Below are 11,965 nucleotides of genomic sequence, written 5' to 3'. Positions count from 1 at the left end.
TGGAAACCAAGGAGGTTGTGATGGAAGTGTCGGATATTTCGATTAACCATATGCGCGAGCCGATCGGCTACGATTTCGCAGGCCCGATACGCATCGAATTCGCAGCTCGGCTCGATGGTGAGGGCGAACATACCGACGTCTTGAAACGCGCGGTCATCTCGGAGAGCGAGACCGTCTACGATTCGCGGTGGCAGCAATACGAAGATAACGTCTTCGACGTGGCGCTTGATTTGTCGCCGCGCACCCGCTACACCGTCACCGTAATGCTCAAAGACGGCGAAAACGAAATCGAAGGCACGACCTTCTTCGAGACTGGCAAGATGGATGAGCCGTTTGCCGGCTCTTGGATCGGCAACCCCGACAAGGACCTGCAGAACACATTGCTGCGTCGCCGTTTCGAGACCGGCAAGCATGTCGCTTCCGCCCGTCTCTATGTCACCGGCCTTGGTCTTTATGAAGCATATCTGGACGGCGAAAAAATCGGCGACGAATACCTGGCTCCAGGCACCACGGCCTACGACAAGCTCGTGCAGGTGCAGACCTATGACTTGAGCGACACGGTTACTGGCAACGATTTTGCAGCCAAGCCGCACGAGTTGCTCTTCTCGCTGGCCGATGGCTGGTACAAGGGCAACTTCGGCTTTGACGGCGGACGTGACGCGATTTATGGCGACCGGCAGATGGCCATCGCCGAGCTGCGCCTGCGCTATGACGACGGCAGCGAAAAGGTTATCGCCACCGATCCGTCGTGGGAAACGACTTCGGGCAAGGTCACCAAATCGGCCATCTACTATGGCGAGGACTATGACGATACGATTCAGGTCGGCAACTGGCAACCCGCGGTAACCGTGGACCATCCCACCGACATGCTCGCCGACCGCCTGAGTCCGCCGATCACCATCGACGAGTATCTGCCCGTCAAAGAAATCATCACTACACCCGCCGGCGAGACCGTGCTCGATTTCGGCCAGAACCAGGCAGGATGGCCCGAGTTCTTCAACCGCGAACCCAAAGGCACAACGGTTACGTTGCAGGTCGGCGAGATTTTGCAGAATGGCAACTTCTACCGCGACAACCTGCGCGAGGCGCGTGCCGCCCTCAAGTACACTTCCGACGGCGAGGAGAAGTGGGTGCGCCCGCATTTCACTTACTACGGCTACCGTTACGTCAAGGTCACCGGCAACACCAAGCCGGTGAAGGCCGAGGACTTCCGCGCGGCCGTCATGTTCTCCAAGATGGACGTCACCGGCGGCATCGAAACCGACAACCCCAAGGTCAATCGGCTGTTGAGCAATATCCTGTGGAGCCAGAAGAGCAACTTCTTCGACGTGCCCACCGATTGCCCGCAGCGCGACGAACGCCTCGGCTGGTCCGGCGACGCCGACGTGTTCTCCGCCACCGCCGTGCTCAACATGGACGCCTACGCCTTCTACAAGAAATACGCCAAGGACATGGGCATCGAACAGGCCCAGCATGACGGCATGCTTACGATGTACGCGCCGGCCATGGGCGTGGACGACGGGGGAGCCGCCGTGTGGGGCGATGCAGCGACCATCGTGCCGTGGAACGTCTTTGAGGCCTACGGCGACCCGGCGATCCTGCGCCAGAACTACCGGGCCATGAAATCGTGGGTCGATTGGATCGGCAAGGCCACCAAGACGAAGAACCTGTGGACCGGCTGCTTCCAGTTCGGCGATTGGCTTTCCATGGACGGCGAGAACCCGGCGATGCCGACCGGCAGGACCGACGAGGATTTCATCGCCTCGGTGTATTACTTCTATTCCAGCTCCATCGTCGCCCGCAGCGCGAAACTGCTTGGCCACGATGAAGACGCGGAGCACTACGCTTCTCAGGCCAAGGCCATCAAAGCGGCCATCGCCAAGGAATACATCACCGCCAACGGCCGCCTGGCCATCGACACGCAGACCGCCTACGCACTGGCCCTCTATTTCGACCTGGTGCCGGAAGACCAGAAACAGCGGGTTCTGGCCGATCTGGTCACCCGCCTTGACAAGGACAACAACCATCTGAAGACCGGGTTCGTCGGCACGCCGCTGATCTGCCAGGTCCTTTCGGACAACGGGCAGCACAAACTCGCCACTCAGATTTTCCTGAACGAGGATTTCCCCAGCTGGCTCTACGAGGTCAACCTCGGAGCCACGACCGTCTGGGAGCGTTGGAATTCCGTGCTTGCCGACGGTTCGATGAACCCTGCCGGAATGAACTCGCTCAACCACTATTCCATCGGCGCGATCATGGAGTGGGTGTATCGCTACGTGCTGGGCATCGCCGGGCATGAGGACGGGTATCGAACTGTCGCCCTCGCCCCGCAATTCGACTATCGGTTGAAGCACGTGCGTGGCCATTATCGCAGCTCCTACGGTGATTTGCGCGTCGAGTACCAGCTGGAAAGCGACGCGCGGCATACGGTCACGTTGGACGTCGAGGTGCCGTTCGGCCAGAGCGTGACGGTGAAGCTGCCTCGCAGCCGTAACGCCGAAATCAACGTCAATGGGCAGGTCGTTTCGCAGCCTTTGGTGCTGACCAACGGGACATACCATATCGCGTATCGACCGGACGAGGACTATATTGAGCACTACAACCTCGACATGCCCGCCGCGGCCTTGATGGCCGACAAGGAACTGTTGGGGCAGCTCGAACCCATTAACGGTGTCTTCGGATTCCTGCAGCAGGACGGCAACCTCAACAACTTCGGGTCGCTCTCCCTGGTCAAGATGAACACCATGTTCCCGTTCGTCAACATCTCGACACAGGACTTCGGCAAGATCAAGGCCATCATGGACAAGACGCCGTTGGAAAGCGAAAGGAGATTCCTCGATGAAAGGCGCTCTCTTTGATTTGGACGGCGTGATCGCCGATACCGCCGTCTACCATTTCCGAGCCTGGCGCAAGCTGGTTAAAGACCATTTCGACCGCGAGCTTCCGGACAAGCTTGAGGAAAAGACCAAAGGCGTCAGCCGCGCCGACTCGCTCAAGGTGATTCTGGACTATCTGGGGGTCACCGTGCCGCAGGAGCAGTTCGATGCGCTGGCCGCCGAAAAGAACGAGGCCTATCGCGCACTTCTCGCGGGGCTCACCTCGGCCGATATCCTGCCGGGCATCCCCGAGCTGATTGCGCAGATGAAGCGGCACGATGTGAGGCTATCGCTGGCATCGGCGAGCATGAACGGCCCGTTTATCCTCGAAAAACTCGGGCTTTCCGACACCTTCGACGCCATCGCCGACCCGAGCAAAGTGGCCGCAGGCAAGCCCGCCCCCGACATCTTCCTGGAAGCGGCCTCAGAGATCGGCTTCGACCCGGGCGATTGCGTGGGCCTTGAGGATTCCGTCGCAGGAATCACCGCCATCAACGCCGCCGGAGCGTTCTCGGTGGGCGTCGGCAGCCCCAGCGAACTCGGCCATGCCAAGCTGCTGGTGCCGGATACCTCCGCGCTGCAGTACGACGCCATCGAAACGGCGTTTGAACGGCGCTAGAGCACAAAGGTCGATCGGTAGGAAACCGGAATGTTTGGAATTCCGGCGAATTGAAATCGCTATCGATTGACCTTTGTGTTTTTAACTGGGATGTAATGTGTCCGTGGGAATATAGAACCATGGATAAACAGCAAGAATTCGCCTTGCGTACCGTCGAGGAACGCGATGTGCGATTTATTCGTTTGTGGTTCACCGACGTGCTGGGGACGCTGAAGTCCGTGGCCATCGCTCCTGCAGAACTCGAGGACGCCTTCGAGGAGGGCCTCGGTTTCGACGGTTCGGCAATCGAGGGCATGACCCGCGTTTCCGAGGATGACATGATTGTGCATCCCGACCCCTCCACCTTCCAACTGTTGCCGTGGCGCGACGGCCCGCAAGGCACCGCCCGCATGTTCTGCAACATCCTCACCCCCGATGGCGAACCGTCGCTCGGCGACCCGCGCCACGTCTTGGAGCAGGAGCTTCAGAAGGCCAAGGAGAAGGGCTTCACTTTCTACGTTCACCCGGAAATCGAATTCTATCTTTTCCAGCAGCAGGACGATTGGGGCAAGCCGCCCACTCCGGTGGACTACGGCACCTATTTCGACCACGTGCCGCGCAGCCCCGGGATGGACTTCCGTCGCGCCGCCGTCAACATGCTCGAGCAGATGGGCATTTCCGTCGAATACTCGCACCACGAGGTCGGCCCAGGCCAGAATGAGATCGACCTGCGCTACGCCGACGCGATGGCGACGAGCGACAACATCATGACCTTCCGCACCGTAGTCAAGGAGATCTCGCTGGAACGCGGCATCCACGCCAGCTTCATGCCCAAACCCCTGACCGACCAGCCCGGCAGCGGCATGCATACCCATCTGAGCCTGTTCGAAGGGGATAGCAACGCCTTCTACGAGGCCGGCCAGGAATTCAACATGTCGCTGATCGCCCGCCAGTTCGCCGCCGGCATCCTCTACCACGCCCGCGAGATCAGCGCGATCACCAACCAGTACGTCAACTCCTACAAGCGCCTTTGGGGCGGCAACGAGGCACCGAGCTACGTGTGCTGGGGCCACAACAACCGTTCCGCCCTGCTGCGCATCCCGCAGTACAAGCCCGGCAAGGGCAATTCGGCGCGCATGGAATACCGCGCGCTCGACCCGGTGGCCAACCCGTATCTCGCCTTCGCGGTGCTGCTCGCCAGTGGGCTGGACGGCATCGAGCAGAAGATGACGCTTTCGGAACCGACGAGCGACGCCGTATGGGACCTGACCGACGCCGAGCGCAAGGCGATGGGCATCCAGCCGTTGCCTGAGAGTCTCGACGAGGCGTTGAAGGTCATGGAGAAGTCCGATTTCGTCGCCGGAGTCCTCGGCGAGCACGTCTTCGAGTACTTCCTGCGCAACAAGCGTCAGGAGTGGGACGATTACCGTCGTCAGGTCACCCGCTACGAGCTCGAGAAGTTCCTGCCCAAGCTCTGAGAGGCGAATACACAGGATTACGTTCATAGCCGGAAGCCGCACGATGATATCGGATGCAGGCTCCCGGCTATTTGCGTTGCATACATTGACGCGTCTTTGCCGTCTTTGCCGTCTTTTTTCTCGTGCAGACGTTCGGATTCGGGCGTGTTGTGTGCTTTTTTGACACGTCCCGTTCGTACTATTTCATGGTGAAGATGCTTGAATATAGGCGAGTCAAAAGCATCATCGACCAATCGCGTGACAGAGACGAGAGAACGATGGCACAGGCAGCAGTGCGCCGCAATGGCGGGGGAGCCGATGACGAGGTTATGGCCCCTCAAGAGGCGCAATCGAGCGGAAAGACGCAATCCGGCAATGAACGAAACGGCACGGCAGAATCCGCCAACCCACGTTTCTGGAACCTGCCCGTGTTCACCTTGGTCGCCATGAGCTTCATGCTCGGCATGAGCGAATTCATCGTCGTCGGCATCCTGCCGAACATCGCCCGCGGGCTTTCCGTCTCGGAGGTCGCGGTCGGCAATCTGGTCTCGATATTCGCCTTCGTCTACGCTCCGGCCACTCCGATCGGTTCGGCCCTAAGCGGGCGTTTCCCGCGCTTTCCCACACACATGGCGCTTACGGTCGTGTTCATCCTGGGCAACGCATTGTGCGCGGTAGCTCTCAATTTCGCGTTCCTTGTGGTGGCCCGGATGATCATCGCGCTGGTTTCCGGCACGCTGGTGGCGATGTCGATGACCTACTCGGGTGAGGTCACCGATCCCAGTCATCGTACGAAATTCATCGCCTGGGTGTTCTCGGGATTCTCGCTTGCCTCCGTTGCGGGCGTACCCGTGGGAACGTGGCTCGCGGGCGTGTGCGGCTGGCGCTGGACGTTTTGGCTGATCGTCGCCTTGAGCGCGGTGCTCATGGTTGCGATGATGGTGGTGTTGCCTCGTGGCGGGCAGATGCAGCATATCGGTTTCTTCGCGCAATTCAAGCTGTTCTTCGACCCGCGCATCGATCTGGGCGTGGCCGCGGTACTCTGCGGGGCGGCGGCCAGCTATGTCTTCTATACGTATCTCACCCCGATCATGCGCGACGAAATCCACCTGCCGAAGCAGTATCTCAGTGCCGGCCTGGTCGTGTTCGGCCTCGCCTGTCTTTTCAGCAACCTTTACGGCGGTAAACTGGCTGGTCGGGGCAACGGTGTCGAGCCGTTGGCGCGGATCCGGCCCATCTATGTGGCTCAGACGATCTGTCTCTGCGCCTTGCCTCTCGTCCATTTCCTGCCGTGGTTCGGCGTGCCGCTGCTCATCGTGCTGGGCATGCTGATGTACCTGCAAAATTCCTCGTCGCAGGTGCTTTACATGGATGTGGCCGAAGCCGCGCACCCCGGCTGCCTCAACCTCGCCTCGTCGCTCAACTCGATGTCGTTCAACATCGGCATTGCGCTGGGCTCGGCCGTCGGAGGTCTGGTCAACAGCCTGCTCGGCCTGACCTGGCTTGGCCCGTTCGCCGCTGTTTTTGCGCTTTTAGCCGTCGTCATCACCACCGTGCTGTGGAAATATGTCAAGTAAAAAATGATTGACACGTTCTGCAGTGCTGATATGTTGCAGAACGCTGTCATCATGCGGGTGTGAGCGGCTTATCTATGACGATAACGTCGTGAAATTACCATTTTGAGCCGCTTAACGCTGGTGAGTGGCTTATTTATGGTAATTGGCGTGTGATTCTACCATTTTTGAGCCACCGGGAGTGAGCGAGTGGCTTATCTATGGTAATAAAGTTCTGTTATTACCATATTTGAGCCGGTGATGAAGCCCCTACTTGCGCGGGTCGCCGAACCAGTTGTTGTAGATCAGTGCGAAGTTGCGGTTGCCATAGCTGGAGCAGGCGTCTCCCTCGCCAAGGCCCGCCTTGAGCGAGGCGGTGTTGGGCTGGTAGGGCGTGTAGACGTAGAGCAGGGCGGTGGCGGAGTTGCGGATATAGACCTCAGAACCGCCGCAGCTTTTGTTCGGATGGTACTGCACGTAATTGAGCGTGCCGGCGTGGTATCCGTATTGGCTTTCATGGGCCTGATAGTACTTGAACCGCTTGGCCGCGCCGTAGACCTGATTGAAGAAGCCGGCATAGCGCGGGTCACAATCGGCGTCGTCCGGGCAGCTCAGGCCCATGGCGGCCTTGTATTGGAAATCGGTGGGATTGGCGGTGCCGATGAGATGCTGCTCCTTCTGCATTACGGTCAGGAGTACTTTTTCGCTGACGCCGCAGGCCTGCGAGGACTTGTAGATGATGGCGCTCGCGGACTCGCCTTTGGCTCCTTTGTAGGCCTTGCAGAGACTGTCGGCGGCGATGTCGGAGGTATCGAAGGTTTTGACCGGCAGGCAGTTCGCGGAGGTGCAGTTCGGTCCGTGACGAATGATGAAGGCCTGAACTTCGGCCTGGCTCATGGCATCGGCGTTGAAGAACTGTGCGTCCGAGATGATGTTGCCGGGGTCGAAATCGTACTTTTGTACCATCTCTTCCTGCCGCTTCTGCACGTCCGTGACCTCGATATGCCATTGGACCATGCGAATCAGCCCCATCACCAGTGCCATTACGCAGATCACCGCGACGATGCCGCCGAGTACTACCCCGGCTTTTGCGGGCACGCCGGCCTTGCGCCACTTGCGTTTGCAGGTCGCGATGAATTTGGAAGAGGAACGGGAACGCTTGCGAGACTTGGAAGATGATGCCACGTCACCCATGCTATCGTGCGCCCCTGAGAGTTTACCGGCAGAAAAGTCCAGTGCGTGAAAACCGCTGCGAAGGTATATCGGTGTATTCAGGCCAGCACCTTGCGGATGCGCTTGAGGCTGGCGGGGGACTTGGTGCCCAGTTCCTGCGCCCACAGCGAGACGTAGAACTCCTCGAGCATCCAGCGCGCCTGCTCCACCTGCTTGCCGAACGCCTCGCGGCGAGGGCCGGCGGGTTCGGCCTTGAGTTTTTCCTGTGCTTTGGTGACCAGATCCTTGGCTTCGTCGGCCTCCCAGGCCCAGCGAACGTCACGGTTCTTGTCGGCTTTGGCCTTGTCAAGACGCATCAGGTCGGCGTGCAGATAGCGCTCGATATTCGGCAGGGCAAATGGAGGCGTCTTGCCTACGAAACCGGGGTAGACGAGCGTCGCGATATGTTCTCGTACCGATTGCAGCACGGCCAGCATCGTCAGATCCGCCTTGCCTCCCACCGCTGAATCGACGGCGGCATAGCGTTTCAAGATGGCGATGACGTCGTGGGCCACGGCGTAGACCGTGTCCTCAAAGGTTTGCGTGACTCCGCTTACCGCCTCGGCCAATGCGGTGTCATCGGCGAGCTTGTCGATATGGGGGAGCAGACGTTTGACCGCTGCCAGCTCGAGGTCGTCGACCAACAGTTTCGTGGATTTGTATGGTGCGCTCGCCAGCATCAGCGCCTCGCTGCCAAGCCAGCGGGAGGAGATACGGTCTTCAGGCAACTTCAGTTTCTCATATGCGGCCTGCCAGAGCATCTCGGCGCGGGAGACAGTAGTGGCGCCGGCTTTGTTGAGGAGGTTCGCCTGTGCGACCACCTTGCCTTGCGATCTGGCCTTGCTGGCCTGTTGTTCCACGGTTTTTCGTGCGCTGGCCTGCGCCTGACGAGCGAACTTGTGTTGCAGCTCGACCAGCGATTTGCCGGTTCCGAGCACGCGGTAACGCTGGGCTTTACCGTGACGTTGGGCACGGAAGGTCGCGTCATCGATGATGACGGGATTATTGGCGTTGACGGCATCGACGTGGTTGCTGTTGCCTTTGCCGTTACGTTTGCTGCCATGACGGCCTTTGCCGGGTGTCGGCGGCAACGGTTCCTCGACGCTGAACGTGACGCGCAGGTACGGCGAAAGCTTGTCGAGCTGGTCGCTGTTGAAATCCTCGGGATGGATGGTCGCGTTGACGTTGGTGATGGCGGCGTACGTGAAGGCGTGCGCAAAATCCGGCCAGCGTGCGGTGCCGGTTGCCTCATCGACAGGTGGCAGATTCGGCTTGCCTTCGGAACCTGAGCCGGGCAGATTCGGATACCGTTCGTCTATGGCCGTGCGAATCGTGCGGGCCGTGTCGGGAGCGGGCACGAACTGGACACGCAGGGATTTCGGCAATGACTTGATATAGCCAAGAATCAGTTCGTCAAGCAATCCTGGAACATTCCAAGTGAACTGCTCGGGGGTCAATCGGGACAAGGCTTTGATAGGGATATGCACCGTCACGCCGTCGGCCGGGTCGCTGGGGTTGTAAATATAGCTCAGACGCAGATTAATGGGAGTGCCGTCGGTGCCGAGCGTGTGCCACTGGTCAGGGTAATCCCGCAGGTCCACGGATTCGTGCGATTGCAGGCGTTCGACCTTGTCCGGATCGAAATCAAGCAGATGCGGCTGCGCCTCGTGGATGGACTTGACCCATTTGCCGAGGTCGGCGACGCTGGTGACATCTTGGGGAATGACGGTGTTGTAAAAGTCGAAGAGGTCTTCGTCGCTGACGGAATCGGAAATCTGACGGGTGCGATTGGTGTCGTCCACCGCGTCCTGCAGGATGTCGCGGTTGGCCTCGACGAAATCGTCGTAGGAGAAGCGCTGCTGAATATCACCTTCGACCAGGCCTTGCCGAATCAGGAAATCTCGGGCTTCGGGAGGGTTGATACGTCCCCATTGCACCGGTCGATCCTGCACAATCGGAAGGCCGTAGAGCAGTACTTTCGAGCTGGCGATGGCACTGCCACGCGAGCCGGACCAATGCGGCTCGGCATAGGTGACGCGGGTGAGGCTTCCGGCCAGCGGCTCGGCCCACGCGGGGTCGATGGCGGCGGAGTAGCGCGCCCAGAGACGGGAAGTTTCGGTCAGGTCGGTCGACATCACCCACGGTGGGGTCGACTTGGCGACGCTCGAGGCGGGGAAGAGGGCGAAGCGAGTGCCGCGCGCGCCCTGATATTCGTTCTTCGACTGCTTGGCCGCACGTTTCATCGCTCGTGCCTTGGCGGCCCCCTTGAGTCCGGAGAAGTCAGAGGCTTTGGGTTCGCGCACCACCTGCATGCCCATCATCGACAGCAGGCCGGCGAGCATGGAGGAGTGGATACCCTGTGCGTCCCACGAGCAGCAGAGGGCATGCGCCGCCTGCTGGTTGATAGGCAGCATGAGGATTTCCGGTGCCGGACGCGAGATTGGAGCGGGTTTGCCGACCTTGAAGTGCATTTGACGGCACATCTGCCGCAGCTGGGAGACGAGGTCTCGCCATTGCCGCAAGCGGATGAAGCTGAAATATTCGGATTTGCAGATCTTGCGCAACTTGGCATTGCCGGTATGGTTGCCGTCGCTACCCTCGTCCGGGCCGAAAATGTGGTCCCACATATTCAAGGCGGTCAGGAAATCGCTGGTCTCGTCGGCGTAACGATTGTGGACGCGGTCGGCCTCGGCTCGGATTTCGTCGGGTCGTTCGCGCGGGTCCTGCAGACTCAGGAAGGCGACGATGACCAGCACTGCGGCGAGCGTGTTGGGTGTGGCCTTTTGTGCGGCCTCGAGAATCATACGGCCGAGGCGAATGTCGATGGGAATACGCGAGAGCTGGCGGCCGGTGTGGGTCAGGCGCACTTCGCCGTGCTTGCGTGCGATGGCCTTGAGTTCCGTGAGCTCGTTGAAACCGTCGGACACCGATCTGGTGTCGGGCGGGTCAATGAAGCCGAAATGGGTCACGTCGTCGGCGGTGCGTGCCACGCCTACCGAGAGCATGTGGAGGACCACCGCGCCTAGCGAGGTGCGCAGGATCTCTGGCTCGGTGAAGCGCGGCCGGGACTCGTAGTCGTCCTTGGAGTAGAGCCGGATGGCGATGCCGTCGGCGATACGCCCGCAGCGGCCGCTTCTCTGATCGGCGCTGGCCTGGCTGATGGCCTCGATGGGCAGGCGCTGCACCTTGGCGGACTTGGAATAGCGCGATATACGCGCTTCGCCGGGGTCGACCACGTAGCGGATGCCGGGCACAGTCAGCGAGGTCTCCGCCACGTTGGTGGCGATGACGATGCGCTGGTGGGAATGGTGCTCGAAGACGCGATGCTGTTCCTTCGAGGAAAGCCGGGCGTAGAGCGGCACGATTTCCAGCGCGTCGGGCCGGCGCATGTCGGAGGCGCGGGGGCCGAAATGATGGCGGATGGCATCTTCATATTCGTGGATGTCGCGCTCGCCGGAAGCAAAGACCAGAATGTCGCGCGGCCCGCGGTCGTGCGAGGAATGGATGACCAGCTCGGCGCAGGCGCGTGCCACCGCGCGTGGCATGTCTTCGCTGCCCGTGTTGCCCGAAGTGCTATCTGCTCCTGGAATTTCGCCGTTCTCATCGGGCAGCGACCCGTCGGCGAAACCGGGGACGTGACGCATCAGCGCCGGCATGCCTCCCAGCGGCTCGTAAACGATTTGCACGGGGTAGGTACGTCCGGAGACTTCGATGACGGGAACCTTGGCGTGCAGCGCGTGTTCGAAATGCTCCTTGAACTTCACCGAGTCGATGGTCGCCGAGGTGATGATGAGCTTGAGGTCGCGGCGCTTGGGCAGCAGGGCGGTCAGGTAACCCAAGAGGAAATCGATGTTGAGGCTGCGTTCGTGCGCCTCGTCGATGATGATGGTGTCATAGCGAGTCAGCTTCGGATCGTGCTGGATCTGCGCCAAGAGAATGCCGTCGGTGACGATGCGCAAACGTGTCTTGGGTGAGCTTTCGTCGGTGAATCGGACCTGATAGCCGATTTCCTCGCCGAGCTTCACGCCCATCTCGTCGCAGATACGTTCGGCCACGGTACGGGCGGCCAGGCGACGCGGTTGGGTGTGCACGATCTGATGGCCGTGGGTGCCTCGTCCCATCTCCAACAGCATTTTCGGAATCTGTGTGGTCTTGCCGGAACCGGTCTGGCCGGAGACGATGACGACCTGCGAATCGCGTACGGCTTGCTGGATCTCGTCATGTGCCGCGCTGACCGGCAACTCTTGAGGATAATGATATTTCATGTGT

Annotated in this window: 6 protein-coding genes; 4 read left to right on the top strand and 2 right to left on the bottom strand. The window is 60.2% G+C overall.

What is annotated here, in order from left to right; genetic code table 11:
- Positions 1–20: 20 nt before the first annotated feature.
- The 4 genes from OZX75_RS04760 to OZX75_RS04745 all read left to right on the top strand — a co-directional run bounded on the left by OZX75_RS04760 (position 21) and on the right by OZX75_RS04745 (position 6,508).
- A complete protein-coding gene (locus OZX75_RS04760) occupies positions 21–2,858 on the top strand; it encodes an alpha-L-rhamnosidase (RefSeq protein ID WP_277145538.1) in 2,838 nt (945 codons plus the stop codon).
- Positions 2,839–3,495 (top strand): beta-phosphoglucomutase, encoded by a 657-nt coding sequence (gene pgmB / locus OZX75_RS04755; protein WP_277145537.1) that lies wholly within the window; start codon positions 2,839–2,841, stop codon positions 3,493–3,495. Before OZX75_RS04760 ends, pgmB begins: the two co-directional genes overlap by 20 nt.
- Before the next feature lie 119 nt (positions 3,496–3,614).
- Positions 3,615–4,952 carry a glutamine synthetase family protein gene (locus OZX75_RS04750; protein WP_277145536.1) on the top strand — a complete coding sequence of 446 codons (1,338 nt, stop codon included), beginning with the start codon at positions 3,615–3,617 and terminating at the stop codon, positions 4,950–4,952.
- A 425-nt stretch (positions 4,953–5,377) separates the two neighbouring features.
- Positions 5,378–6,508: an MFS transporter gene (locus OZX75_RS04745; RefSeq protein WP_277147414.1), complete on the top strand. Its 1,131-nt coding sequence runs from the start codon at positions 5,378–5,380 to the stop codon at positions 6,506–6,508.
- Between the two features lie 246 nt (positions 6,509–6,754).
- On the opposite strand, the gene OZX75_RS04740 is transcribed toward OZX75_RS04745, so the two are convergent.
- Entirely contained in the window at positions 6,755–7,678 is a 924-nt protein-coding gene (locus OZX75_RS04740; RefSeq protein ID WP_277145535.1) for a LasA N-terminal domain-containing protein, read from the bottom strand.
- A gap of 77 nt (positions 7,679–7,755) precedes the next feature.
- Positions 7,756–11,961: an ATP-dependent RNA helicase HrpA gene (hrpA, locus tag OZX75_RS04735; RefSeq protein WP_277145534.1), complete on the bottom strand. Its 4,206-nt coding sequence runs from the start codon at positions 11,959–11,961 to the stop codon at positions 7,756–7,758.
- Between the last annotated feature and the right edge of the window lie 4 nt (positions 11,962–11,965).

Source organism: Bifidobacterium sp. ESL0800, from assembly GCF_029395355.1.
Lineage (GTDB): Bacteria > Actinomycetota > Actinomycetes > Actinomycetales > Bifidobacteriaceae > Bifidobacterium.
This window is presented reverse-complemented; position numbering and strand designations above follow the sequence as displayed.

Bases quoted from the DNA above. Each gene is read 5' to 3' on its own strand.
- OZX75_RS04760 (WP_277145538.1), top strand. From the start codon at position 21: ATGGAAGTGTCGGATATTTCGATTAACCATATGCGCGAGCCGATCGGC.
- pgmB (WP_277145537.1), top strand. From the start codon at position 2,839: ATGAAAGGCGCTCTCTTTGATTTGGACGGCGTGATCGCCGATACCGCC.
- OZX75_RS04750 (WP_277145536.1), top strand. From the start codon at position 3,615: ATGGATAAACAGCAAGAATTCGCCTTGCGTACCGTCGAGGAACGCGAT.
- OZX75_RS04745 (WP_277147414.1), top strand. From the start codon at position 5,378: ATGAGCTTCATGCTCGGCATGAGCGAATTCATCGTCGTCGGCATCCTG.
- OZX75_RS04740 (WP_277145535.1), bottom strand. From the start codon at position 7,678: ATGGGTGACGTGGCATCATCTTCCAAGTCTCGCAAGCGTTCCCGTTCC.
- hrpA (WP_277145534.1), bottom strand. From the start codon at position 11,961: ATGAAATATCATTATCCTCAAGAGTTGCCGGTCAGCGCGGCACATGAC.